At 31.1% G+C, this 25,124-nt stretch carries 39 protein-coding genes; 7 read left to right on the plus strand and 32 right to left on the minus strand.

Annotation, left to right across the window (positions count from 1 at the left end):
• Positions 1-4: 4 nt before the first annotated feature.
• The 3 genes from terL to RCG18_RS00930 all read right to left on the minus strand — a co-directional run bounded on the left by terL (position 5) and on the right by RCG18_RS00930 (position 2,385).
• Positions 5-1,414, minus strand: coding sequence for a phage terminase large subunit (gene terL / locus RCG18_RS00920; protein ID WP_308041939.1), 1,410 nt, complete (start codon positions 1,412-1,414; stop codon positions 5-7).
• On the minus strand, positions 1,407-1,955 hold the full coding sequence (locus RCG18_RS00925; RefSeq protein ID WP_374119012.1) for a terminase small subunit: 549 nt from the start codon (positions 1,953-1,955) through the stop codon (positions 1,407-1,409). Before RCG18_RS00925 ends, terL begins: the two co-directional genes overlap by 8 nt.
• A 142-nt stretch (positions 1,956-2,097) precedes the next feature.
• Positions 2,098-2,385 carry a hypothetical protein gene (locus RCG18_RS00930; protein WP_308039570.1) on the minus strand — a complete coding sequence of 96 codons (288 nt, stop codon included), beginning with the start codon at positions 2,383-2,385 and terminating at the stop codon, positions 2,098-2,100.
• 174 nt (positions 2,386-2,559) lie between these two features.
• On the opposite strand from RCG18_RS00930, the gene RCG18_RS00935 reads away from it, so the two are divergent.
• Positions 2,560-2,682: a hypothetical protein gene (locus RCG18_RS00935; RefSeq protein ID WP_308039571.1), complete on the plus strand. Its 123-nt coding sequence runs from the start codon at positions 2,560-2,562 to the stop codon at positions 2,680-2,682.
• Between the two features lie 167 nt (positions 2,683-2,849).
• Positions 2,850-3,050, plus strand: a complete 201-nt coding sequence (locus tag RCG18_RS00940; RefSeq protein ID WP_308039572.1) for a helix-turn-helix domain-containing protein — start codon at positions 2,850-2,852, stop codon at positions 3,048-3,050.
• A 25-nt stretch (positions 3,051-3,075) separates the two neighbouring features.
• Here RCG18_RS00940 and RCG18_RS00945 read toward each other — a convergent pair whose 3' ends face one another.
• From RCG18_RS00945 to RCG18_RS01070, 26 genes are all read right to left on the minus strand, one after another.
• Positions 3,076-3,294: a hypothetical protein gene (locus tag RCG18_RS00945; RefSeq protein ID WP_308039573.1), complete on the minus strand. Its 219-nt coding sequence runs from the start codon at positions 3,292-3,294 to the stop codon at positions 3,076-3,078.
• 321 nt (positions 3,295-3,615) lie between these two features.
• Complete coding sequence (locus tag RCG18_RS00950) at positions 3,616-4,674, minus strand: Ig-like domain-containing protein (RefSeq protein ID WP_308039574.1); 1,059 nt, start codon at positions 4,672-4,674, stop codon at positions 3,616-3,618.
• A gap of 675 nt (positions 4,675-5,349) precedes the next feature.
• Positions 5,350-5,814, minus strand: coding sequence for a siderophore-interacting protein (locus RCG18_RS00955; RefSeq protein WP_308039576.1), 465 nt, complete (start codon positions 5,812-5,814; stop codon positions 5,350-5,352).
• The gene (locus RCG18_RS00960) at positions 5,804-5,983 is read right to left on the minus strand and encodes a hypothetical protein (protein WP_308039577.1); all 180 of its coding nucleotides are present in this window, start codon (positions 5,981-5,983) and stop codon (positions 5,804-5,806) included. Before RCG18_RS00960 ends, RCG18_RS00955 begins: the two co-directional genes overlap by 11 nt.
• Positions 5,980-6,168: a hypothetical protein gene (locus RCG18_RS00965; RefSeq protein ID WP_308039578.1), complete on the minus strand. Its 189-nt coding sequence runs from the start codon at positions 6,166-6,168 to the stop codon at positions 5,980-5,982. Before RCG18_RS00965 ends, RCG18_RS00960 begins: the two co-directional genes overlap by 4 nt.
• A 413-nt stretch (positions 6,169-6,581) precedes the next feature.
• The gene (locus RCG18_RS00970; protein WP_308042134.1) at positions 6,582-6,746 is read right to left on the minus strand and encodes a hypothetical protein; all 165 of its coding nucleotides are present in this window, start codon (positions 6,744-6,746) and stop codon (positions 6,582-6,584) included.
• Positions 6,747-7,079, minus strand: coding sequence for a hypothetical protein (locus tag RCG18_RS00975; RefSeq protein WP_308039580.1), 333 nt, complete (start codon positions 7,077-7,079; stop codon positions 6,747-6,749).
• A gap of 12 nt (positions 7,080-7,091) precedes the next feature.
• Positions 7,092-8,810: a DNA cytosine methyltransferase gene (locus tag RCG18_RS00980; RefSeq protein WP_308039581.1), complete on the minus strand. Its 1,719-nt coding sequence runs from the start codon at positions 8,808-8,810 to the stop codon at positions 7,092-7,094.
• 48 nt (positions 8,811-8,858) lie between these two features.
• Positions 8,859-9,269, minus strand: coding sequence for a hypothetical protein (locus RCG18_RS00985; RefSeq protein ID WP_308039582.1), 411 nt, complete (start codon positions 9,267-9,269; stop codon positions 8,859-8,861).
• 1 nt (position 9,270) lies between these two features.
• On the minus strand, positions 9,271-9,777 hold the full coding sequence (locus tag RCG18_RS00990) for a hypothetical protein (protein WP_308039583.1): 507 nt from the start codon (positions 9,775-9,777) through the stop codon (positions 9,271-9,273).
• Positions 9,767-10,141, minus strand: a complete 375-nt coding sequence (locus RCG18_RS00995; protein ID WP_308039584.1) for a hypothetical protein — start codon at positions 10,139-10,141, stop codon at positions 9,767-9,769. The genes RCG18_RS00990 and RCG18_RS00995 overlap by 11 nt, the downstream gene beginning before the upstream one ends.
• The gene (locus tag RCG18_RS01000; protein ID WP_308039585.1) at positions 10,128-10,304 is read right to left on the minus strand and encodes a hypothetical protein; all 177 of its coding nucleotides are present in this window, start codon (positions 10,302-10,304) and stop codon (positions 10,128-10,130) included. Before RCG18_RS01000 ends, RCG18_RS00995 begins: the two co-directional genes overlap by 14 nt.
• A 79-nt stretch (positions 10,305-10,383) precedes the next feature.
• Positions 10,384-11,211, minus strand: coding sequence for a DNA adenine methylase (locus tag RCG18_RS01005; RefSeq protein WP_308039586.1), 828 nt, complete (start codon positions 11,209-11,211; stop codon positions 10,384-10,386).
• A gap of 30 nt (positions 11,212-11,241) precedes the next feature.
• On the minus strand, positions 11,242-11,565 hold the full coding sequence (locus RCG18_RS01010; protein WP_308039587.1) for a MazG nucleotide pyrophosphohydrolase domain-containing protein: 324 nt from the start codon (positions 11,563-11,565) through the stop codon (positions 11,242-11,244).
• Positions 11,540-11,686 carry a hypothetical protein gene (locus RCG18_RS01015; RefSeq protein ID WP_308039588.1) on the minus strand — a complete coding sequence of 49 codons (147 nt, stop codon included), beginning with the start codon at positions 11,684-11,686 and terminating at the stop codon, positions 11,540-11,542. Before RCG18_RS01015 ends, RCG18_RS01010 begins: the two co-directional genes overlap by 26 nt.
• Positions 11,687-11,689: 3 nt before the next feature.
• Positions 11,690-11,932 (minus strand): helix-turn-helix domain-containing protein, encoded by a 243-nt coding sequence (locus RCG18_RS01020; protein ID WP_308039589.1) that lies wholly within the window; start codon positions 11,930-11,932, stop codon positions 11,690-11,692.
• 2 nt (positions 11,933-11,934) lie between these two features.
• Positions 11,935-12,744 carry an ATP-binding protein gene (locus RCG18_RS01025; protein WP_308041941.1) on the minus strand — a complete coding sequence of 270 codons (810 nt, stop codon included), beginning with the start codon at positions 12,742-12,744 and terminating at the stop codon, positions 11,935-11,937.
• Entirely contained in the window at positions 12,704-13,564 is an 861-nt protein-coding gene (locus tag RCG18_RS01030) for a phage replisome organizer N-terminal domain-containing protein (RefSeq protein ID WP_308039590.1), read from the minus strand. Before RCG18_RS01030 ends, RCG18_RS01025 begins: the two co-directional genes overlap by 41 nt.
• A 303-nt stretch (positions 13,565-13,867) precedes the next feature.
• Positions 13,868-14,035, minus strand: coding sequence for a hypothetical protein (locus tag RCG18_RS01035; protein WP_308039591.1), 168 nt, complete (start codon positions 14,033-14,035; stop codon positions 13,868-13,870).
• A gap of 20 nt (positions 14,036-14,055) precedes the next feature.
• Positions 14,056-14,832 (minus strand): hypothetical protein, encoded by a 777-nt coding sequence (locus tag RCG18_RS01040; RefSeq protein ID WP_308039592.1) that lies wholly within the window; start codon positions 14,830-14,832, stop codon positions 14,056-14,058.
• Between the two features lie 14 nt (positions 14,833-14,846).
• Positions 14,847-15,032, minus strand: coding sequence for a hypothetical protein (locus RCG18_RS01045; RefSeq protein ID WP_308039593.1), 186 nt, complete (start codon positions 15,030-15,032; stop codon positions 14,847-14,849).
• A gap of 12 nt (positions 15,033-15,044) precedes the next feature.
• Positions 15,045-15,251 carry a hypothetical protein gene (locus RCG18_RS01050; protein ID WP_308039594.1) on the minus strand — a complete coding sequence of 69 codons (207 nt, stop codon included), beginning with the start codon at positions 15,249-15,251 and terminating at the stop codon, positions 15,045-15,047.
• Positions 15,252-15,277: 26 nt separating this feature from the next.
• Positions 15,278-15,676, minus strand: a complete 399-nt coding sequence (locus tag RCG18_RS01055) for a hypothetical protein (RefSeq protein WP_308039595.1) — start codon at positions 15,674-15,676, stop codon at positions 15,278-15,280.
• 1 nt (position 15,677) lies between these two features.
• Positions 15,678-16,670, minus strand: a complete 993-nt coding sequence (locus RCG18_RS01060; protein WP_308039596.1) for a hypothetical protein — start codon at positions 16,668-16,670, stop codon at positions 15,678-15,680.
• Positions 16,671-16,797: 127 nt separating this feature from the next.
• The gene (locus RCG18_RS01065; protein ID WP_308039597.1) at positions 16,798-17,106 is read right to left on the minus strand and encodes a histidine kinase; all 309 of its coding nucleotides are present in this window, start codon (positions 17,104-17,106) and stop codon (positions 16,798-16,800) included.
• Complete coding sequence (locus RCG18_RS01070) at positions 17,087-17,332, minus strand: helix-turn-helix domain-containing protein (protein ID WP_308039598.1); 246 nt, start codon at positions 17,330-17,332, stop codon at positions 17,087-17,089. The genes RCG18_RS01065 and RCG18_RS01070 overlap by 20 nt, the downstream gene beginning before the upstream one ends.
• Before the next feature lie 219 nt (positions 17,333-17,551).
• Here RCG18_RS01070 and RCG18_RS01075 point away from each other — a divergent pair, with 219 nt between their 5' ends.
• The 4 genes from RCG18_RS01075 (at position 17,552) to RCG18_RS01090 (ending at position 19,650) form a co-directional block, all read left to right on the plus strand.
• Positions 17,552-18,088 (plus strand): helix-turn-helix transcriptional regulator, encoded by a 537-nt coding sequence (locus tag RCG18_RS01075; RefSeq protein ID WP_308039599.1) that lies wholly within the window; start codon positions 17,552-17,554, stop codon positions 18,086-18,088.
• A 108-nt stretch (positions 18,089-18,196) separates the two neighbouring features.
• Positions 18,197-18,544 carry an ImmA/IrrE family metallo-endopeptidase gene (locus tag RCG18_RS01080; RefSeq protein WP_308041942.1) on the plus strand — a complete coding sequence of 116 codons (348 nt, stop codon included), beginning with the start codon at positions 18,197-18,199 and terminating at the stop codon, positions 18,542-18,544.
• Between the two features lie 36 nt (positions 18,545-18,580).
• Positions 18,581-18,727, plus strand: coding sequence for an Arm DNA-binding domain-containing protein (locus RCG18_RS01085; protein ID WP_308039600.1), 147 nt, complete (start codon positions 18,581-18,583; stop codon positions 18,725-18,727).
• Positions 18,728-18,801: 74 nt separating this feature from the next.
• Positions 18,802-19,650, plus strand: coding sequence for a tyrosine-type recombinase/integrase (locus RCG18_RS01090; RefSeq protein WP_308039601.1), 849 nt, complete (start codon positions 18,802-18,804; stop codon positions 19,648-19,650).
• 56 nt (positions 19,651-19,706) lie between these two features.
• Here the strand turns inward: RCG18_RS01090 and RCG18_RS01095 are convergent, their stop codons facing one another.
• The 3 genes from RCG18_RS01095 to dapF form a co-directional block, all read right to left on the minus strand.
• Complete coding sequence (locus RCG18_RS01095) at positions 19,707-20,702, minus strand: ATPase, T2SS/T4P/T4SS family (RefSeq protein ID WP_308039602.1); 996 nt, start codon at positions 20,700-20,702, stop codon at positions 19,707-19,709.
• A 199-nt stretch (positions 20,703-20,901) separates the two neighbouring features.
• The gene (locus tag RCG18_RS01100; protein WP_308039603.1) at positions 20,902-21,978 is read right to left on the minus strand and encodes a DPP IV N-terminal domain-containing protein; all 1,077 of its coding nucleotides are present in this window, start codon (positions 21,976-21,978) and stop codon (positions 20,902-20,904) included.
• Positions 21,979-22,800: a diaminopimelate epimerase gene (gene dapF, locus RCG18_RS01105; protein ID WP_308039604.1), complete on the minus strand. Its 822-nt coding sequence runs from the start codon at positions 22,798-22,800 to the stop codon at positions 21,979-21,981.
• Positions 22,801-23,133: 333 nt separating this feature from the next.
• Here dapF and RCG18_RS01110 point away from each other — a divergent pair, with 333 nt between their 5' ends.
• A complete protein-coding gene (locus RCG18_RS01110; RefSeq protein ID WP_308039605.1) occupies positions 23,134-24,867 on the plus strand; it encodes an NFACT RNA binding domain-containing protein in 1,734 nt (577 codons plus the stop codon).
• Positions 24,868-25,124 lie beyond the last annotated feature (257 nt).

A 25,124-nucleotide genomic window follows, 5' to 3' on the forward strand; every position in this document is an offset into this window, starting at 1 on the left:
CCTCCTAGTCAAATGATATTGAAGCATCCTTACCTATCTTTTCAGCAACTCCAGTAGTTGCATCTTGAGCATCATCATTTTTGTTCTTACCTTCTCTTTGATATTTAACCATAGCATTATAATACTCTGGCCATCTATCTCTCCAATTAGCAGGATAGTATATATGGTCCATAACCCAGGTTGCATTAGAAAGTATCCTGGCTTTCTTATTCTTACTTTGATGAAACCATTTAATTTTTGTTTTATTGCTCCCATATGTTTCTCTTAGAATTCTCTCTACACTTCTTGCAAAGCCTCTGCCACCATTATTGCTTTCTATATCAGCTATATTTACCCCATTTTCACAAAGCATTTTAGCAGTGCTTGGTTCTGTTACTTCCATTGGATCCTTTGTATAGTAAACATCTAATACATAGGCTTCTTTATTGTATTCTCCATACGCAATTGCACATAAATAGTCAGTTCCTTCATCTGCAGTATCAACATAAGCTTTAATAGATGTAAATAGAGGGTTACCCTTATCATCTCTTGGTATATCTGTATACGTCTTGAAGCTGCTGTATAACCTTCCCTTAAGGTCTATTGGCTCCTGTTGATAATTAGCACTTGCTATATCCTCACCCATGGCTTTAACTTTATTTTTATAACTTCTATAGCTTAATACTTCTGGGCATAACATTTCTTCTTTCTCTATATCAATCAGTGCTTTCATAGATATATGTTTAACTTTTATTCCTTGCTCTTTGTAATATTCTAAAGCTCTACCAGCTAAATCACCACTTGCCCATCTTGTCATTATAATAATTATTTTTCCGCCTTCTTCTAAACGTGATAGCATGGTATTAGTAAACCAATCCCAATGTTTCTCAAGTACTGCTTCATTATAAGCTTCTTCTGCATTTTTAATAAGGTCGTCTATAATCATTAAAGAGCATCCAAAACCAGTTGCAGTTCCTGTAGGTGAAGTTGCTAGATAGTTATTATATCCACCTTCTAAGGACCATAGGTTCATAGCTCCATCACCACGTTTAATTGCTACTCCAGGAAATACATCACTATAAACTGGCTTATATTTATCGGCCTTTTCTTCTTGTATAGAATTTCTAACATTCTTAGAAAACATAGTTGATAGAGTTTCATTGTATGAACCTGTCATAATCTTTTTAGATTGATTCTTTCCTAATACCCACTCAACAAATAAACCTGCTGTTCTAGATTTTCCATGTCTAGGTGGCTCATTAACAATTAATACTTCATCATCACCTTCATAGAATTCCTGTAGATCATTGCATAAATCAACTAAGTATTTTCTATTAGTTTTATAAAAATCAGGCGCTTTTAAATTACAATAAAAAAAGAACTCACGTCTTGCAAGCTCTATCTTTGCTCCTAACTGTATTAGCTTTTTATCCATCATCTTCACTAGCTAGTTTTAATAGCTCTTCCTTTGTAAGTCCTTCAAATGGATTATTAACGTTAACACTGCCAGTATACTCTACTTTATCAGTAAATATTCCTAAGTGCCTACCTAACAGTTCTAAGGCCTTAACCTTATCACATGATTCCACTGCTATTCCAAACTTAGTTTGTTTAATAACTGCTATAGCTTTCTTTTTATCTTCTGGTAAATCATCTGTAAGAACTAAATCAACATCTCTATAAAAAACTTCTTCCTCATCTATCTTATTACCATCTTTATCGAATATAGGCTTCATATAAGATTTTTGAACTACTTTAGCAAAGTCTGAACCCTTTGCAGATGCTATAGCATAAAGCTCCTTAAGTACAAAGTCCTGAGTGATTTCAGTTCGTTCTTGTCTGTCTTTCATTCGTTTATCAATATATTCTCTAACCTTAACATTTCTTAACATCCTACTAGCTGCAGCATTAATTGTTTCTTCTTTTTTACAACTAGGATATGCTACCTTATAAGCTCTAGTGGCATTAAGATCCACTAGATATTCATCTACAAATATTTTTGTTTTGGTGTTAGCTTCACAATGCCACCTCCTTCACTTTATCTTTTCTCTAAATGCTATTTGCATTGTTTACTTTTGTAATAAAAAAAGAGCCCTATTACAAGCTCTTAATGTTTTGTTATCCTCTTATCATCCTAATATTGGGATCATTTAAAAACCTTATACCTTTTGTTGATACTGTTATCTCACTTCCACCATTTAGTATAATATATGCATCCCCATTCATCGTTTCAACAACATTAAATTTTTCAAGATATCCAAAATCTTTTAACTCTACCATGAACAATGCCCAGTCTTTTTCGTTTAATAAATCCTCAAAATCTTTTGGGTTCTTCTTTCCTGATAGTAATCTTGATAAGACTTGTCTGGCAAGTCCTTCTAAATCATCTGTTAAGACTCTTCTCATTATTATCCCCCCTCACACATAATAACTTCTATGCTAAAAGGAGGTTTCCTGCTAAAAGTCGAATGATTTGTATTACTTTGTTGAATATCATAACATTTTTTCTATTTATTTCTTAAATTCACTTGACGTACGTCAATAGTTTTGATATAATATAATTGTAGGGAGGTGATAAACATGAAAAAGAAGAAGTCGAAAGGGTCGGATAAAAAAGATATAATCCAGTTGGTAACTGCAATAACGAACTTGATTATAGCTTTGATAAACCTAATAATCTTCATGCTGAGGGCTAACAAATAGCCCTCCCCCTTAAAACTTCTTCTTCCTTAATAATATCATAATTAAAATATTATTAAAAGGAGTGTTACTATGAAAAATATTCAAAAGGTAACTCTAGCAATAATTAGTATAACCATAGTTATTATTTTAATAACATTAGTTCTAACGCTTAGAAAGTAGGTGCTTATATGTTTAGTTTTAATTCTAAAGAAGAGTTAGCTCAGTTTATTGCTTCGGAGATTGTAGATACTTCAGAAGCAGCCGAACTCCTTCAATGCAGCAGACAAAACCTTGACGATCTTGTCAAAAGAGGTAAGTTAACCCCTATACGTAGTTTATCTAAAACTAAAATCTTCTTTAAAGAAGACATACTTGCACGTTTAAAATAGGGTGGATTGTTTCTACCCTATTTTTTTATCTCTGTTCAATAGCTCCACGCCTATTTCTTCTATAGCTTCTTTGCTTCATGCATTCCCTAAGACTGTCAGCAATCTTTTCTTTACCTACTCTCTTGCTGTTGCAATAAGGACATGTTAGATATCTATCCTTAGCCATTTTATCTACATCTTCTGATAGCAATACAAATTCTAATTTACATGTTCTACATTTATAGCTTGTATAGATACTTAACATATTCTTCACCTACTTTTAACAATATATAGTATATGTTATTCACACTATCCACAATATGTTGTGTATAACTTTTTGAAACGAAAATAAGCACCAGTATTTCTACCAGTGCTTATTTTATATATAATAAAGGGGACTATTATGCATTAAAAGCATTATTTCTTCCTCTAAGCTTTATTAGCTTAGGACAATTATTATTATAAATGTCAATTGTTACATCCTTGTGTCATTATTGTAAAATAATCATATACTTCTTTAACAACTTGTAAAAGAATAAGCACCTGGAGTTAACCAAGTGCCTTACCTCTTCTATATTGCTTATTTCTATTTACTATACTCATCTACTTCAAATGATGATATTTTATCAAATACTACATATTCAGTTTTCTTTGTGAATGGTTGTAAACTGTCTGTTTTATCAAATGAATAATAAGGACTTCCTGAGCTACCACTTGATCTATTGTTATACCAGCTTATAAAATCATTTACCTTAGTCATACTTACTGTATATGATTTTACATTTCCATTTGTCATTGTTATATTTAATATTGCATTACCATTATTATCTGTTGGATTTGTCGGTGTTGTATCTTTTGGTTTTACAGTTACAAGACATGAAGCACTTAAGTTACTTCCATCTGTTGTAATTGCTGATACTGTTGTTATTCCTTCTTTTACTGCTGTAACTTTTCCATTTTCATCTACTGTTGCTATACTTGGATCACTTGATATCCATTTTACATTTTTATTTGTTGCATTATCTGGTGTTATTATGGCTACTAACGTACCTGTTTCTCCTACTTGCAAGGTGTCTGTAGATTTATTAAGGGTTATATTAGAAACAATTATTGATGGATTTTCATTATAAGATTTTAACTGTCCATTTGAATCTATATCAATTGCATCAAATACCCCTTGTCCTGAACCAACAAATTTATATTCAAAATGATGCTCACTATTACTTAAATTTTCATTTTGATACATAATTACTTGAGTAACACCCTGTGAACTATATATTGAATGGTTATTAACTTTAACTCCATCTATATAAACTTCTGCCAAATTGTTATGTCCAGAATTACAGTGATTTATTATTCTTATCTTATTACCAGTAAAGTTAAATCTCACAGAAGCTCCTATTGGATTTGTTGTATAGTTTACATTTCCCCCTGATTCTGAAGCCTCAAAATATGATGTCCATCCTGATCCTATATAACTAATATTTTTATCAATATTTTCAAATCTCCTCCAGCCACTTTCTGGTGCAGTTAACCTTTGTCCTACCGTAGCAGCATGCACATTAGTATGTCCCATAATTCCAAACATCAAAGCCATAGCAAATATTAATATAATCTTACTTATAGAGTTCTTAATCTTTATCATTCTATATTCCTCCATTTAAAATAATTTTTAACATTTTTTGAACATGTCCAACAATTATTTTAAATGGATTTTTAATCTCTTTCAATGAAAACCGTAATACAAATTATTATAAATGTCTACATATGTTGAAATTTGAGTAAAAATTTTATTTTAAAGTATAATTTGCCTAAAGTTAACATTTAACATTCCACATTTTGGTACTATTTTATTTGTTCTTAATATTAAATAAGCACCAGTTTTTACACCAGTGCTTGGTCAAATGTATTGTTTGATAAGATTGGGTAATCTATCACCTAAGATTTTAATAACTTAGGACAATCATATTATAACCTCTAATTATTACACAATCATAACCAAATTGTTACATTTTTGTATATTTTAAAAAACAAGCACTTAGATTTCTCCAAATGCTTAAAATATAAATAACGGACATTTATAAAAATTAACTTTTAAGGCACTTATTATTATATAGGTTTATTGTTACGATTTTATTGCATATATATTAAATTATTATGAAAATAAAATAAGCACTCAGATTTCTCCAAGTGCTTTACTGTTGCCACACAGTTGTAATCCCTGCCGTGTGGCTCAGTCGTTATATTAAATTTTCTATGATACTATATTAACATATGCTATGCGTAAATGTGTCAGAAAAAATCCGACTATTTTTCGTAATTAATCCGTATATTTTTTTCTTGTCCATATCAATTCTGATAATTTATTTATAGCTTTTCTTTTTATACGTCCACAGTAATCTCCATCTATTTTAATTATCATACCTACTATTGCCCAAGATTTCTTTTCAAAACATCTTAATTTTATAATCTCTTTTTCATCTTCTTCTAAAGCATTGATTGCATTATCTATTTTATTTATTAATCTTTCTTTACTTCTTTTTTCTTTTAAGAGCCTGTTTATTTCTTTTTCTTTTTTTAGAATTTCATTTTCGACGGTAGAATTAAATTTATTAGTTGAACCCGTCCTTTCCTCATAAGTTATTCCTGATACACCATCTATTTGTTCTTTAAGTTCCTCTATGTCTAATTCTATGTTACTTATCTCTGCTTTTATAGTCTTATAGTTGAATAATACTCCATCTGTTTTTTTATAAAGATCCTGTTCGTTTTCTTTATCTATCATGTTTGTCCTCCTGTCCTTTATATCTAAATATGCACCAGTCTTTCTCAGTACAATCCTTACACTCTACATTACACATCCCGTTTTCATTCCTTTTTCCTGCAGCTCTTAGTAGTGCTAATGTTGTACCTATACTTAATACTGCAAGTGTTCCTAATATCACCTCTTTCAAATTAGGCACCTCCTAACAACTTGTCCATTAACTTTTATTCTCCCAGTTTGAAAGCTTATCCTTGCCTTTCTCCAACGTCCATCTATTTTGTATCTGCAACTATGATATACAGGCCTGTGTATACTCTCAAATCTTATTTCTGTCCCACCTAAGAAGTCTTTTATGCTTACCTTAGTTGGATACATTGCATTTTCCTCTCTTTCATTTGATTTATTTATAAATTCTTGGTAAAATCATTACATAACATTCCATTTTCACAGCAAAGGTCGTGATATACTTGTTTAAACATTCATGGATATATCCTCTTATATCTCTACTAATAATTTCTACTCTACTCTTTTTACTTTATGGATTACATATTGGTAATGATGGTAGCTTGTTCGGCGCATTTATTTTTACTTTTTTTATAGTACCAATCCTTACTTGTATAAGCATATGGATATCATTGTCTTCTATAGAATCTAAAGAAAAGCATAGCGCTGAAATACCTATAATAGTAGCTAATTTAATTATTTGTAGTAGTTATATTCTATGGTTCCTTAGTAAAACTAGAGCTTTTTAAAATCTCTTGAGGATTAATTTATACTACTTTAATTTACTACTTTTCTATTACCTCAGCATCCGACTTAAGTACAGATACTAACACACCCTTTTGATTTACATAGAATCTATTCTTATCTTCTCTTTTAACTTCGAATGTCTTTCCTATACTGTTTTTATACCAGAAGTCTTTCTTAGAACAATTCATAATCATTATTTTCACCTATATATCCTCCTGTCGCTTATATAATGTTTGTAGTGCACTTATTTCGGCTTGCAATGCTTGTGCCTTGTCTCTGCCTGCCTTATATTTATATTCGGCCATATCTCTATTGAGTTTTAAGTCAGATATATTTGCCCTTGCTACATCTCCTATAAGAGTGACAGGAACCTTCTGTTCTCTTAGCTTAAGGAGTTCTATTCCTAAGGCTTGTCTATATTTTTGTTCAGCTTCTGCATATTCTCTAGCTAATGTAAAAAGCTTATCTCCACTTTTTTGAAGCCTTTTAGCTGCAGTGTATATCTCTTGGGCTATGTCTATCATATCTAGTGCCATACAGTCACCTCATTAAATTAACGCCTTTATCGGATTTACCCATATAGGTGTCCACCCTAAAACTATTTCATCCTTTAATGCTGGCAACATAGCCCTTAACATTGTTTCTGCTATTGCTTTTCCTGCTCCAACTGGTACCATATTGCCTATTCTTTCTCTCCATCTACTATCACTATTTCCAGCTAATTTTAATGGTTGTCCATCGATTTGTGTTGGTAGCCCTTGCAACGCTGCTAATTCTAATGTTGTTAGAGGTCTATGCCAAGCACCATCCACTGATATAATTATCCATACTCCATTTTCTGTTTCCTTTGGTATTCTTGGATCTGCTATAGCTGTAGCTCCTGAGTATATATTTGCACTAGTAATGGTTTTAGCCGATTCATCCCATTTCATAACTTCCATTGTGCCAGCTCTTTGAGTGCAATTGTATCTGACATCTTGTACTGAAATTAATCCATTTGCGACATGAGTAGCACCCGTTACAGTTCCTGAGGGTTCGTTCCAAGGAACAATCCTATAATGTGATGTATGTCTATTTTCTTTTATTCTTGGGTCATTTACAGACAAAGCACCACACTGTATATCTGTCTGACCTATAATTGTTGAAGCAGGTTCTTTCCAATCGTTAACCTTATATAATCCAGGATATCTTTTCTTTCTCTCTGAAAGTCTTACATCAGCTACCATTGGTGCTCCCGAACCTATTCTGCTGCCTGTTATGGTTGTACATGCTTCATTCCAGTCAACCACTTGATATTTATTACCGTAACCTTGTACATTCTCTATTCGTGGATCTGCTACTGCACTAGCTCCATTACTCTGACCTACTCCCTTAGTAGCTGCAGTAATAGTTGTTGAAGGTTGTTCCCATGGAATTATCCTAAATGCTCCTGCTCTTGGTTCATATCCTAAGCTATTTAAATCTCTCCAGTCTCCTCCTGCTGGTATAAGCGCAAGCCTCACCCAAGTTTTCCATGCTAATCTTGGTATTCTGTGCATTACACCCATGCTTTCATCTCCTGGTAACGACAGTTCTTCTAATACCTCTCCTATGGCCTTTACCCTCTGTACTGGTGGTTCATATACAAACCCTTGAAGCTTCTTAACATTTCTGCATATAAGTAAGTATCTCTTTCTATGTTGTGCAAGTCCTCCTATCTCTCCACAGTCATGATAACCATCTGAAAACGCATATCCATATTGTTTAAGGATCTTCTTTATTTCATCCAATAGCCCCTTACCTCTAGTTGTTATTCTTGGCACATTTTCAAGTAGTATAAGACTTGGTAAGCTATCTTTAAATGCTTCACATATAAGCTTTATCCCTCTGATTGTTAGCTTATTTAACGCTTGATATTTTTCACTCTTTGCTGACTTCTCTGGTAGTAATCCCGAAAACCCTTTGCATGGTGGAGAAGTAAATACTACATCTGGATATTCTCCATCACATGCCTTTTTTATATCTGCTGCAGTGACTTCTCTCCAATCTGCACCCGGTTCTTTACCATGAAAAGATATATACTGTTCTCTACTAAATAAGTCCATACACTCTGCTCTGCTGCCGGTTATATACTGAAAATCTTGACATGCTTCTGGATCACAATCTATTCCACATATAGTTTCAAAACTTCCTTCTATACCTTTATATTCTTCCTCTGATTCTTGGAATCCTAAAGCTCCACCACCAATTCCACAGAACAAATATAACGCTTTAAATTTATGTTTCACTTTCTCACCCTCTTATATTAACCAGGAGCCGAAGCCCCTAGAATTTATTTAAATACCTTCAATACTCATTTGTTCATCCTTAATTTTTACTGGAGCCGCAACAAACTTGCCATCTTCAAATTGAACTTCTCTTTCTTCAAAATATGTGCCTTCTTGCTTGAATTGCTTTTTAAGAGTTGTAGTTACGCTATGTTTAAATTTCGGTGTTCTATAAGTGTAAGTTTCAGTTACTAATTCGCCTAAATGATTTTCCTTTGAAAAATTTTTATATGCGTTTGGTATCTCTATATTTAGCTTTAATGATATTTCACCACTTGCAAAATCCTTATCGTAAACCTTCTTGATGCATCTTAGTATTTCTTTATTCAAATCATTTCGCATATCATCAAATATTTGACTATCTATATTTATATCTAGTACTTTTTTTGATAAATCTACCTTTTCATTTACTTTAAACATTTTAACCCTCCTTATCTTTATTTAAATGCAGATCATAATAAGTAGCACCAACTGCATAAGCTGCCCAAATATCAGCTTTAAACCCATAGAACCAGTCTGGATTTTTCTTCGTCCCTTTACCGTTCTTAAAATCATGTTTTGCAAATCTATCTATTAGAGCCTGTCTTATATTTGAGTCCTTAGCTTTCATACTGTTACATAGGTTTATCTTTTCATCTTTACGGTAGATAAATTTTACATCAACTGAAAATCTAATTGATACTTCGTGGAATCGCCCTATCCAAACGCAAGTTTCAAAGACTTCTTTACCTACTGCCATCCCATAACAAGCAACCATTTCAATTATTGTGTAATCAATCTCATAATTGATGTATATCTTTTCTAATCTATCCTTTAATATTTCATTGTTAACTTTTCCAAACTCAACTGGCTTTAAATCTTTATCTAACACAACATATGCTGAATCTATATTCCCTGGATCTATTGCTAATATCATATTATTTTGCATAAATACGTCCTCCCATAAGTCTTGCAACTAAATCTACTCTCTCATAACCTTCTTTATAGAGCTTCAGCTTTTTAACTATTTTTCTAACTTCGCTCGATGTGGTTTCTAGCAAATCCTTTATTTCTTTTTCTGTATAATATGGTTTATTGAACATTCCAAATAGCTTTGTCTGCAGCTCATACTTGTATTTAAAATCTATCTCCTTATTCATGTGAGGACTGTCATTTCCTCTATGATGATCTGGACACAAATACATGAAATTTATTTTTATATTAGCCATGTAAGATGCTTGGCCCCTAAATACGATATGGTGTAATTCTGTTATATTCTTGTTGCACTCCTCACAACATTTATACTCTTCCAAAACATTGCCCCCTTCTCTGTCCTATTTTATACGTTCCTCTGCTGCATCTCTCTACGCCCTTTGCTTGAACGTCTGCTAGGTCTATAAGAAACTTTCTCCTTTTATATTCTTTTTCTCTTAGTCTTTGTTTGGCATATTCCATAAACTTTTCTTTATTAGTCATAGCAACCTCCATTGTATTATTGTTTTATTTTACTAATACACTTATGTTGTGAATGTGCGTGAACTCATGTTTATATTTGTTAAATTATACTTAATTGTTCAACCCCTATAGGTTTATAATTCATTAAAATTAATTCAGTCCGGACTGGACACTTATCTCCGGTTTCTCTTACTTCTATTTGTGAAGCAGTTTTATACTCAGCTCGGTACCAGTCGGAATATATCTCATCGATCAATGGATCAGGATAGTAACATAACATTGCTTTCCCTTTTATAGTTTCAAGTCTCTTCCTAAGTCTTAAATGGTCCTCTGGTTGGAAACCACCTGCATAAATATTTTCAAAACCTACGTATGGTGGGTCTAGGAAGAATAAAGTTTCATCTGTATCGTAAAAATTGATTACATCTTCAAAGTCCCTGCAGAGTATATTCCATGTTTTAATTAATTCTGCCATCTTAGGAATTAAGTTAACTGCTGATTGGTATGTCTGGGCCTTATCCTGTGTCTTTGAAAGCCCTATACCGTTTCTGTACTTATGACCGCCACCTGAGAATGTTAATCTCATTTTGTAGAAAAACCTCACTGCTCTTTCTAAGTTATCATCGGGTACCGGCTCCCACTTATATTTTTCATATAGACTTTCACTATAAGGAAGTGCATTACATGCTTTATATAATTCCTCCGACCAGTCTCTAAGAACTAACATGTAATTAATAAGTTCATCATTCTTATCATTTACAACTGTTATCTTGGCCGGATCCTTAATACTTTTATAAAAGGTTACTGCACCACTTCCAAAATTGCAGTCAGCATATATTTTATGTTTAGGCATTAACTCCAGGTACCGTTCTTCTTTGCCATGCTTGCCACCTATCCATTTTATATTGCTTAAATTTTTAAGTTTCAAACTATCACTCCTTAACAATGTATCTGAAATCTATCTTCTATTTATCTGTATCTTTATAACTGCTTTTGGTTCCCATCCTCTATGAATTAATTTTTTATTGTTCCTGTGCACTGCTTCTTGAATATCTAAGCCTTCTATATGCAGCTTATTTAATGCACCTACACAAATCTGCATTACATCTAAAACCTCTTCTGCAACGTGCTCTTTGCTCCCTTTTGAATTCCTATATTGATGTATTGCATTTATCACTTCTACAGTTTCTTCTAAGAGCTTGTCTGCAAATTCTATTAAATCTACCTTGTCATTATCTATGTTTAACTTTTTATTTTTACCTAAGACCATTAATTCTAGCATGTATATCACTCCTTTTATTCTTTTCAAATTCTACATTAGCCCACTCTGCTAGTTTTATAGATTGTCTTACTTTACCCTTCTGTGCAAATCTTATCTCTGCATCTATATAGTATATAACCATAGGTTAAGCTCCTTTTCTTCTATACTTTATTCTTTTATATACTGCATGATCGGATATACCATATATGTCTCCAATTTCTTTATAAGTCATCCCTCGTTGTTTTAATCCAGCCATCTCTAACTCATCCTCTTTTGTTAAGCTTCTATTTATTCTATTAACTTTGCCTGTCCAAAAGGTTTCAAATGCCTGCTCTGGAGTTATGTTATAATATATAGCTATAAACAATGCACACCAACTTTCATTCAATTCTATTCCTCCCTCAATAATTCGCTTAAAATCTTAGTCTTTTCCTTAGCTTTTTCAACTCTTATACTCTTACCATCATTCCTAACTGGTGTACACATTTCTATAAGTCTGTCATAAGTTCTAGCATGGTATTTCTCCTTTAAGTCTTCTAGAGTAACATTAGTTGTTATGATAAGTGGGAGCTTGTTTCTATATCTACTATCCAAAATGTTATAAATTCTCGTTTGTGACCACTCTGTATCCTGCTCTGTCCCCAAGTCATCTATGATTAATAAGTCTGCATTTTGAAGGGATCTTATTACTGTTTCCTCACCATCTTTTCCCCATTTCCCATAAGTTTCTTTAATTCGGTCTAAAAGGGCATTTATACTTACACATATAACAGGTATCATTTTATCTATTAACTCATTAGCTATACATGATGCTGTGTGTGTTTTCCCATTACCTGGATTACCGTATATCAAAAGACCTACTGATTCTTTTTTTAGTTCTTTAAACTTGTCACTATACTTTTTGCCTATGCTATACATTTTTTTATTACCTTTACTGAAATCCCAAGTTTCAAATCTACTATTTTTAAAGTTTTCATCCATCAAACTATTTTTAATAATCTGCTGTAACCTTATCTGCTTTTCCTTGTTTTGCTCCCTTGTTTCTTTGTCTTCTATTTCTGCTTTTTTACATCTGCACATTACTGGTCCTTTAATGTATCTATGAAAGCCTGGGAGATATGTTACTTTTTCTATTGGTTCTCCACACTTAGGGCAAGTTTTACAATCCGATTCCTTGATCTCTGAGGTTACTTCCTTCATCACTTCGCTTAGTTGATTCATCCTTCTTAACCTCCTTTTTTTTCTTAGCATTTATATTGTTCCAAAGCTTTAGCACTACTGGTTTGCAATAATTAAACGAGCTTATCTTTTCACCTTGAAAACTTGGCTTGTAATTTTTAAATGCTTCATCTATACCTTTTTTAATTACATCTACAGGTATTTTTTTATTTAACAACTCTTTTGCAACGTCAACTTCTTTTGGCTTAAAGTTAACTGACAAAATTCCAGCTTTTGAGCAGTAATATTCAATTATATTTTCTATATAAAGAAGATAATTATCTTCTTCTATTTCTATTTCTTCTTCTTTATCTTCTTCTAGATGCGTTAATTTCGTGTTACACTCCGTTTCATGTAACGTTACATCAACGTTACAACTTTCTGAGTTATTATTTTCCTCTGCTGCTTTAAGAAGTTCTTTTTTCTTAGCCCTATGTCTCTTAACTCTTTCATTTGTAAGCACTTTAGCCCTTTCCATGCCTTCTACGTTTTGATGTTCAGACCATCCCATTATTGCAATAGTCTCTTCCTTAATTGTTATCATGCCGAATTTGCTAAATATCTCTAAAGCCATTTTTACTGTATTTAGTTCTATATCACATTCGGTCGATAGCATCTCAGGTGTATATGGAATATTCTCAGTAAATAGAATGTACCCTTGACAGTTGCTTCTACCAGCTAGAGTTAAAAGCATAACCCAGAATAAAACCATATCATTACCACCTGGTAACTTTCTAATCTGCTTTATTTTTCTATTATCAAACATATCTAAATTTAACTTAATCCATTTAAGTTCTGCCATATATATTGCTTCATCTCCCTTTGTCTAAAAGTTCTTTCCACAAGCTACTAATAACTTATTTGCTTGTGTATTCTTCTTTGGTGTGCTTGCTACTTTAATAACTAACTTTTTCATAACTTGCACTCCTTTATATGAATAAAATTGTTATTTTCTGCTTATACTACGCTTATGATGATTTTACCTACTCTACTTATAAGTATTGATAATACCCTCCAATCTGTGGTATTATCGGGATATAGGTGTTCTCGCACCTATATCCAAACAAATTTATCGAAGCGTGCACCTATTTATATGGGTGCATTTTTAATACGGAAAACTTCTATGAAGTTGCCTTTCCTCTTCACAATCTTTCTCCCACTCTTCTATAAACTTTTCATATTCTGACCTTGGCATTATATAACCCGGAAACTCTAACATCATTTCTATTTCATCTTTAGTAAGTTCCTCAACACTACTAAACTTATCTACCATGCTTTTATAGCCCTCCATAGTTACTTGCTTATTTTCTTTTGACAATCTATACATAACTTTTTACCTTTAAAATTTGATGTACTAAACATAGCAATCTTTTCGGTTATTTCCTTCCCACAACTCTCACATTTCAATTCTGATGAAAGTTTATTTTGAGTAGACTTACTGCCTTGTGAAGATGTTTTATTGTTCTCTGCGTGGCTCTGTGATGTTTCTAGTGCTTTGTTTAAAAATTCTTCAGCATTTTGAGTATGCCATTCAGTTGATAGAGGTTTAGCTTCACCTAGTTTGTATCTAACCTTGCTTTTGCTATCTTTTATTTCTAAATTTACAATTTCTTTTTCATCATTATAAAAGATTTTAGATACTGTAAATTTACACGAACTATTTAGTCCAATCTTTCCATTGTTTTCATAGTACTCACTCTCTTTTAAGTCAATCCATATAAAAGGTGCTGTATAAAGTTCTCGGCCTATTCCTAAATTAAAACATGCTCTTTTAAAACTATCACTAGCTTGTCCCTTTTCTTTTTCTGTGTTACTCTCTGTACCTACATCTTGTTTACTGATCCACATTTTCTTTTCGTTGTCCCAAACTCTCACAGTACAGAATAAATTGCCATTTACTAATTGATGTTCCCTCTCCCATCCAAGAGGTCCAAATACTTCGTCTAATATCTTCATATCGCATCTGGCATCTTTGTAAAGTAACATTATTCCCCCTACACTTTTATTTGTCTTCTTAACTGATTGAACTCTGCATTCAATTTCACTAGATTTCAATACTCTTATATTCATAAGGTAACGCCTCCTTAAAATGGTGTTATTTCTTTACCTTTACGACATTTAATACTTAACTTTAAAAGCCTATTTTGCGACTTTAAGGCATTTATATATCCATAATTGTATAAGTCGGGGCTTTCCTTCTTAATTTTTGCTATAACCCTTTCGTTGCTCTTCTTAATAATTTCTAATTCCCGTATAACTTCATCGGACATCTGTAACACCACCTATAATTCATATAGCTCCTGATGTCTAATAACTGGATTACCAAAGGCATCATCATACCCTGTGAATTTAGTTATAGACTTAAATTTCTTACCAGTTTTAGTATCTTGATGTATAACTGTTGTTGTATCTCCAACAGTGTTATAATCAATCATTTTCCATTTTGGATCTCTTAAGTCTTCATTAGTGCTTGTACTAATAAGATTCATTATTTTTCCCTCCTATACTTGTACTATTAATTCACATTTCTAAGTGTTTCATCCATATCTATTTGTCCGTTTAAAATTTGCTCTCTAGTATCGATTTTTCTAAGAGACTTATTCAATCCTCTGTACTTTTTAGAAAGCTGATACCTAACCTTTTGCAAGTCTCCTTTATCTGTAGTACGGCTTACATTTACATACTCACTAGTGCCTTCTGCCTTTACAGAAAAGTAATCTCTTACACCAGATTCGTCCTTATATGAAGCCATAAGCCTTTGAGCTATTCTTCTATATTCTTGATCTTCTAACTTCTTTACGTCTGGCTTTGGTGTGTATTCTCTAACTATTCCTATAAGCTCGTCCATACTTATACTAGGGTTATCAGCTATTATTGAATTAATTTTTTCCTTTATCCTCTTATCAAGTGCCATGCTATTTCACCACCTTGATTTTTCCCATGTTCTCAAATATACTTTTAACTTGTTGTAACTTCTCTATTGCTTCATCACATCGACTAATATGTTTATCCAATGATTCTTGAGGGGAATATTCTAAGTAATATCCCATCCTTTCTTCATCGATAGTTGTAGTTAGAATCCCAAAAATAACATCTGCTATTTTATCAGCTATTTTCTTTTGCTTGTCTATCTCTTTGGCTTTAGTATCATACTGCTGATTTAGTAACTCTGCTGCCTTAGATTCTTTTTTCCCTTCTTCCAGGTCCTTAACTTCTTTAGTGAAGTTATATGCCTTATTTATACTTATGTCATTATCTCTTGCAGCTTCTTTGATTACTTCTGGAGCTTCTTTTACTATGACTTCTACTTTGTGTATAGTGTCATGACTTACTCCTGCAACTTTTGCAACTTCCTTTAATGTATTTACACTGTTCTTTTCTTCAATTGGTTCATGTATAGCTTTAGTTTCATCTTCTAACCATTTATCAGACTTCTGATTAACGATATCTTCATTAATAACTTCATCACTTAAAGGTTGTATTTTAATATCTTCTATCACTTTGTCAGATTTCTGATAAAGCGATTTTGCTTCTTCACTTTTCTTGTCGCCCCCTGCTAGTGATTGATTTTCTTTAGCTTTCTTTGCTATGCTTTCCTTAAGCTGTAATGCTAACTCGGACCTTTGAAAACTGGATATATTCCTTCTAGCAAACTGATTTTTAATAATCCATTGTTTAACTTCTTCTTCATCCTCAAACTCATAATCCATACTTAAAGTTTCAAATTGAATTCCGTTTTTATTACAAAGTTCATAACGATTATGTCCATCTATAATGATGTTATTCCAAGTTATTATCTGGTCTCTGCATCCAAACATTAGTAGACTTTTTTCAAGGAACTCTCTTTCTTCTTCTGTTGGTGGTGGAATTAGGTTTTTAAATTCCTCTTTTACTATTAGTTCAATCAACTTATCATCTCCTTTGTAGCTTATTTACCTTTAGTCACTGCTAGGATTTTAAACAGTGCTCCCAACACATCTCCTTAGTCTCCAGTGGAGTGTGATTTTACCTGGAGCTTGTACAACATTTATATTTTTAAATATTACTTTGTTTTGATAAATCAAATACTTTACTGCTTTCTGAAATAATATTATTTAATATTTGTCTTAAGTAATCTCTTTCTTTTCTTATTTCTTCAAGTTCTCTTTCTAATCTACGCTTTTCAATCGGCGAAAACTTCTCAAGTTTTACCCCCTCAAGTTCTGCTATATATTGTGATGAAAATCTTATTGCTGGTATTCCTTTGCATGGTGTTAATATTCCCTCTGTTCTATATTTATCTATTGTTCTTTCATCCAGTTGCCACTTTATTGCTAAGTCCTTTTTAGTTAAAAGCTTGTCCATTATGATTCACCTTCTTCCAGTTAATATTTACTTCTGGGAAAACTTCTTTAATATCTGCTTTTAAAGCTTTACAAATTGCTATTGCAGTTGAAAGTTTTGGAATACTTTCACCATTTAACACTGCATAAAATTGTGTTCTGCCTACTCCACTATTGCTTATGATTTCAGTAGTTGTTATCCCTTGACTATTTAAACTCTCTAATATTTCTTTTATTTTGTTATCCATTCTTTCTCCCCCTTTCTTCGGTTTACCGACCATGTTTAAATTATACATTCGGAAACCCGAATTATCAAATAATAATTATTCGGTAAAACGACTTCTCGATAAAATACTCCATTATTGCTTTAATTTTCTAATAATTTCTTTATTTTTCTATTTACTTTCCCGAATAAGTATTATATAATAGTTCTGTAAACCGAATAAATCAAAGGAGATACTTTAAAAATGGCTAAATTAGGAGAGAAAATTAAAGAGTTAAGGACTAGTTTAAATATGACAATTAAAGAATTATCTAAAAAGTCAGGAGTTGGTCAAAGTACAATATCAGAAATTGAAACTGGTAAGGCAATTAACCCTAAAACTGACACATTACAAAAAATATCAAAAGTACTTGGTGTAACTGTTAACGATTTGCTTTCTACAGAAGAGAAATTAGATATTGCATTAGACTCTATGAGTAAAATTAGAGAATTAGCGAAAGAAGGTTTAAATTATAAAAGTGATCTTAATTTAAATGATGATACTGCTTTAATAAAAGAATCTAACGAATCGTACTTAAATAGAAAAGATGAAAAAGATATAGGGAAAGCATTAAGTAAAGCATTAGAGCAATTACAAAGTTCTCAGGATGGTTTAATGTATGATGGTGATCCTATAGATGATGAAACAAGAGAATTATTGAGAATAAGTCTTGAAAATTCAATGCGATTAGCTAAACAGATAGCTAAGAGTAAGTTTACTCCTGAAAAATACAAAAAATAATTTTTCTTTGGTGGTGAGTTTAATGAAAGACTTTATTCAAAAAAGGTAGACAGACTAATTAAAAAACATAAAACAAATAATCCTTTTGAAATTGCAAGTGGGGAAAATATTTTAGTTTTAGTAGAACCTCTAGGATCCATTAATGGATATTATAATAAATTTGTTAGACAAAAAATGATACATATAAATTCTAATCTAAGCTACACTAGACAACTTTATACATGTGGTCATGAATTAGGTCATAGTATACTGCATCCAAATTCAAATACTCCTTTCTTAAGGGATAATACATTTTATTCAATTAATAAATTTGAGCGTGAGGCAAATATTTTTTCATCTAAACTATTAATACCTAAAGACCTTATAAATGCTTATGAAGGGTATACATTGGAGCAAATAGCTTTATTTGAATGTATACCAATAGAATTACTAAAATTACGATTTAATATACTCTAAAAGCCATAGAATATAAATTTACAAGAGGTGAAATTTATGGATTACAATATAACTTGGAGAAAAAAAGATAAGGGTTGGCAGTGTATTATTTCTTATAAAGATTCAACTGGTAAATGGAAACAGAAGTCAAAACAAGGATTTAAAACTCAAAAGAGGGGAAGTTTTATATTGATAAAACCGTAAAAGAATTAGAATCTACTGTTAAAAACTGCATAAATATAGATGATGGTAAAAAAACATTTAAGGAAGTTACTGATATGTTTTTGGATCATATTAATTTGTATAAAGAATATTACACTGTAAAATCATATAGAAATTGTTTTTCTAAATTTAAATTGCTTAATGATAAGAAAATTAAAGATATACAAAAATATGATATACAAAATATTATGGACAGTTTCATAAGAGAAGGTCTTAAATGTATTTCAATTGAAACATACTTAAGACGAATAAATGTATTTTTTAAATATGTAAGAGATGATTTAAATTTAATTATAGAATTACCTACTGCAAATATAAAAATTCCTAAAGACAAAGAAAATATAAATAAAAAAGCTCTTAATAAAAAAGACTTGAAAACACTCTTGAAAAACTTAAAAAACAATAAATTTTATATAGTTGCTTTTATAGCTGCTAACACTGGCATGAGAGTAGGAGAAATTCTAGGGCTAACTTGGAATGATTTAGATGAAATTAATTTAAGTTTAAATGTAAATAAACAATGGAAAGTGTTAAAAGATAAAAAATCTAACTTTGGAACTTTAAAATCTAAAAATTCCTATAGAGATATTCCGATATCAGCTAATACACTAAAAGAACTTAAAAATTATAAAAAAAATAATCCTACTGATATAAATAATAGAATTGCTCCTTTTAATCGTGCTAGTATTGATAAGTATTTAAATCCAAAATTAAGGGAGCTTGCTGGAATCTCTATACATGAATTAAGACACACTTATGCAACAACATTAATATCTAATGGAATAGATTTTAAAACTACGGCTCAGATTCTTGGTCATACTGTGGGAATGACTATGAGAACATATTCACACGTTAACAATGACATGATGAAAAAAGCTAGTGATACTATTAGTAAAATTTTTTAAAAATTATTTTTGACGAAATTTTTGACGAAATTATTTAAACCTATCAAAATCAATACTTATAGAGGTTTATCTGGATCTTGTCTCAATATACTTCTAAGACCTTCTGCAAACGTAAAACCTATTTTGGTATTCACATTTACTTGATTAACATTTTCAAGACTATATTCTACGGGATCTTCTATGCTTGTTATATTTTTTTCTATCTTATTTAAAGAATTTAACATAGAGTATAGAGTTGTAGTTTTTCCACTACCTGTAGGACCTGTTACGAGTATAATTCCATATCTGTTCTTAACCATTGATTTTATTGTACTTACATCTCTATCTTTAAACCCTAATCTATCTAAAAACTTCATTTTATCAGATCTATATAGAATTCTTATAACAATTTTCTCTCCATATACGGTGGGAAGAGTTGAAACTCTTAAATCATAATCTTTATCCTCATATAAGTATCTTATTTTTCCATCCTGTGGTATTCTCTTCTCTGATATATCCATTGTGCCCATTATTTTAAGTCTGGTACATATAAGGAAATATATATTTTTAGGTATCGATGTAAAGTGGCTTATAATTCCATCTACTCTAAACCTTACTATAGCTTCTTCTTGAAAGGGCTCAATATGAATATCACTAGCATTTTGATATATAGCTCCATTCAATATAGAATTAACTATTTTAACTACAGGAGCATCTTGCAATTTTTCTTCATCATAGTTTTTTATACTCTGTTCTTTAATACTTAATTTGCTTTCCAGCTCAATAATTTTTATAGCATTCTCTAAACTGTACTTACAATAATATTTATTAATGGCGCTTACTATTTTTAATTCGTTAGCATAAAAAAATTTTATATCTTTTCCGCTTATAAATCTTAATTCTTCTTCTAATAAAATAGTTGGTGTTTTACTTGTCGCTATATAAATATAATCATCGACTTCTTTGAAAGCTAATAAACAGTTATCGTTTGCTATTTTTTCTGGTATCTTTTGTACAACCTTACTATTTATAGCTTCATTTTCTAAATCTACAGTCTCCATAATCTTATTCATATAAGTACCTTTCTCACCTCAACTTTCTTACTCTCATATTAAAATTATGTCCACTGTTTTAATTCGTAAACAAATTTTCTATAATTTATTAGGCCAAAATAAAAATCACATAAAATCTACTAAACACTTAAGTAGATTTCATGTGATTAAGGCATCTAAAAAAAATAACAGGGCAAAGATGCTACGGATATTTTGAATGCTATCCTGAACTATATACGTTATACTTTCCTTTATGAGTTGATATAAGATTTATAGAGCCTTCTTTTCTGTCATACATATATACGTCTAAAGAATTTTCTTGGTTTGTTTCATCCATTCCACAAAAATATATGTTTCCTTGGACATCCATAGCTATTTCAGAATCCTCATCCAACTCCTTTGGAAAATCATAAGTAAGCCTCTGTATTTCTAAATCTTTAGTTGAAAATTTATATACTGCCATTTGTTTTTCATCACCTTCACTGCCAATAAAAAAAGCCTCTCCATTTTGGTAATTTGCCGCTGACCTAATTATGCTAGTTACATTAGTAGCTATACTCTTTGTTGTGTTTTTTTCACTATCAAAATAATATACAGATTGTGAATTTCCCTGACTTGAAATAAATAATATATTATTTCCAATTGGAGTAAAATTTAGACAATATCCATTTGTATTATCTAAATAAACTTCTTCTTTATTGCTATCAAGATCATAGGAATAAATTTTATCTGAATTAGATTTTCCTTCCACGCTTCCATAGTAAATTATTTTATTGTCACTTATCCATTCATACAAATTACCTGAAACTAACACTTTCGATTTTAAACTTATATACTTACTTTTTTTAATATCGTATATCTTCATTCCCTCAGCACTTTCCCTTGAGTCCTCTTTAAAGCTTCTGAAGGCAAGCTTATCTCCTGTTGGACTAAGCTTTGTGTCTAAAGCAGAATAAAAATCCTTTAGTTCCTTTTTTCTATTATCTTTTATTATTGTAATTTTATTGTGATTAAAATTCTGGCCTTTAGATATATTTTCAGTATAGACATAAATTTGATTTTTAGAGTTGTATGTTAATCCAAGCAGACTTTCTATTGTCCCAATCTTATATAAATCCTCATTTTCTATTTTATATACCTCTGAATTCTCTCCCTTATTTTCTAATGCAGTCACCTGAGAATAATGTGGTAGATTGCTCACCTCTTCAGAAGCTTCTTTACTAAAACTACAAGCTGTAAAATTTAAGGCAAAGGACAAAATTATAATAATAGATAAAGCCTTGTAAAATACTTTCATTTAAACTTCATATTCCCCTTTAAAAGAAACTACTGCAGGTCCTGTCATAAATACTTCATTTTCTTTTATTTCTATAAATAGTTTTCCACCTGGTACTTGAACTTCTACATTTTTACCTGTAAAACCCAACCTATTGGAAGCTATTACACAAGCACAACTTCCAGTTCCACAAGCCAAAGTAGGTCCTGCACCTCTTTCCCAGGTCTTAACTCTAATTTTATTATCGTTTATAACTTCACAAAAATTAACATTAGTTCCTTCTGGAAACATATCATATTTTTCTATAACTTTTCCTTCCTGAATATCATACTCATCAAGCTTTCCAAATAAAACTGTGTGGGGTACACCCATAAACATAGTTGTTATATTATATTCTTTGCCATTAATTTTTATTTGTTCATTTATAATTTCTTTATCAAACTTAGAAGGTATTTGTTCTGGAGCAAAGGCCGGGGTCCCCATGTTAATTGTAACCTCTTTCGCTTCATCATCTCTTACATGGATAAAAGCCTCTTTTATTCCATCTCCAGTTTCTATTTTTATGCAATCTCCTTTTGCGATTCCTTCATCCCAAACATATTTTGCAAAGCACCTTATACCATTGCCACACATGGAAGCATAAGAACCATCTGAGTTTATAATAATCATTTGCGTTTGTGCAATATCGCTATTTCTAACTATTAATATTCCATCTCCGCCAATTCCAAAATTTCTGTTACAAAGTTTCCTTGCAAGTTCTCCTTCTTTTCCTAAAAACATACCATTTCTATCATCAACTACTATAAAGTCATTTCCATTACCATTCATTTTCGTAAATTTCATTTATAATTCGCCGCCTTTCTTAAAAATGTTCTCATTAAACAAAACTTCAAATTTAGTTTACTACTACACTAAAATTTTATCAATAGATTATGCTGCATAATTATTAAATTTCAGTTTATGGCACTCTAAATTATGATCTTGGCTTATCCAAAGGTATAATTCGTTAGAATTTTAAATTAATCATTTGTCACAGCAAAGATATAATTTGATAGGCTGCTTTAACTAACATGACTAGTTAAATTACCAAAAATATTACTTAATATAGATATTTTTATGTTATAATATGCCCATAATATTCTTTGATACGACATTGATATAGAAAGGATGATACCTGTGGCATTAGACGGAATTTTTATACATAGTATAGTAGAAGAGTTTAAGCATACCATATTAAATGGTAGAATTGATAAGGTAAGTCAACCAGAAAAAGATGAAATAATTTTATCTATAAAAAATGAACGAAAGACTTATAAGCTTTTGATTAGCTCAAGCTCTGTTTATCCTAAAATACATTTTACAAAAATAAGTAAAGTAAATCCAATGCAACCACCTATGTTTTGCATGGTTTTAAGAAAACACCTAAATACCGCTAAATTAATAAAAATACATCAGCTTGATACTGACAGAGTTGTTTTGTTAGATTTTGAAACTACTGATGAATTAGGATTTAACAGCATTTACACCCTTGTAATAGAAATCATGGGAAGACATAGTAATATTACTTTGATTAGACAAAGAGACAACATGATTATGGATAGTATAAAACATATTACTCCAGAAATAAATTCCGTAAGGTCTGTTTACCCTGGAATTAAATATATTTTCCCTCCAACTTCAACTAAGTTAAATCCTTTTGATTATAGTATAGAAGACTTCAAGTTATATATTGCTGAAAACAATATTAAATATGATAGGAATTTTTTCTCCAAAGTATTCACAGGAGTAAGCTCTCAATTTTCAAAAGAACTTACTTATCAAATTAATAATTTAGGAAAAGAACTTGCTGAAAGCAACTTAGAATATATATATGATTATTCTGTAAGAAGATTTAAAAATATAAAAAATGGTGAGTTTTGCTTCTCTGAATACTCACTAAATGGAGCAGTTAAAGACTTTTACTTCCAAAAACTTACTCACTTATGTGAGTATGATGAAAGGATTTTTAATTCACCATCAGATTTAATTGAAGAGTTTTATTTTGAAAAGGATAAAGCTGATAGATTAAATAATAAAAGTTCTGATCTTCAAAAACTTGTAAATATAAACCTGGATAGATGTAATAAAAAAATACAGATACTGAAAAATAACTTAGAAGAATGTGATCGTAAGGATACTTATAAGATTTACGGTGAACTTTTAACAGCAAATATATACAGTTTGAAAAAAGGAGATACATCTGCTGAATTACAAAATTACTATAGTGAAGACTTAGAATCCATTGAAATTAAGCTTGATCCTAATAAAACTCCATCCGAAAACATTCAGTACTACTTTAAAAAATATGGAAAACTAAAAAAGACGGAGGAGGCAGCTAAAACTCAACTAGAGGTAACAGAACAAGAAATGGAATATCTGAACTCCGTACTGACAAATATAAAGAACGCAGAAGATTATGAAAGTATTGAAGAAATTAAACGAGAACTAATGGAAACTGGTTATATAAAATTCAAAAAAGTGAGCAACAAAAAAATTAAAACTACTAAACCTATGAAATTTATATCTAGCGATGGCATTGAAATATATGTTGGTAAAAATAATTTTCAAAATGATTATTTAACCTTAAAATTTGCAGATAAAAGAGACATATGGATGCACACTAAAAATATACCTGGCTCTCATATTATAATAAAAAACTTTGGAACTGTTCCTGATAAAACCTTAGAAGAGGCAGCTATGCTGGCTGCTTTTTATAGCAAAGCAAAAGAGTCTACAAAAGTAGCTGTAGATTATACTGAAGTGAAAAATGTTCATAAACCTAATGGTTCGAAACCTGGAATGGTTATATATTACACCAATAAAACAATATATATAGACCCTAAAAAACCTGACATAGAACAGGTAAATTAGGCCTTATAGGGTTATTAACTAGAAAATTGACTTACACAAAGGGCTATGTTTCCAAAGCTGAAGGCAGATTTAAAAACTTTGTGTCAGTCTTAGTGAAGGGTTTTAAGACAACCTTAGAATCTTAGATACTGGTGAAAAGTCTAAATGGCTTTTCACGAGCGGCTTATCAATGCTAATTGATAAGTTGTCCGACTGAGCATAGCGAGTTTCTCGAAGGTTCTTAGGTCGTCTAAAACACGCACTCTGTGTAAGCGACT

Origin of the sequence: Clostridium sp. OS1-26, assembly GCF_030915445.1 — a bacterium.
Taxonomy (GTDB): Bacteria; Bacillota; Clostridia; order Clostridiales; family Clostridiaceae; genus Clostridium_AM.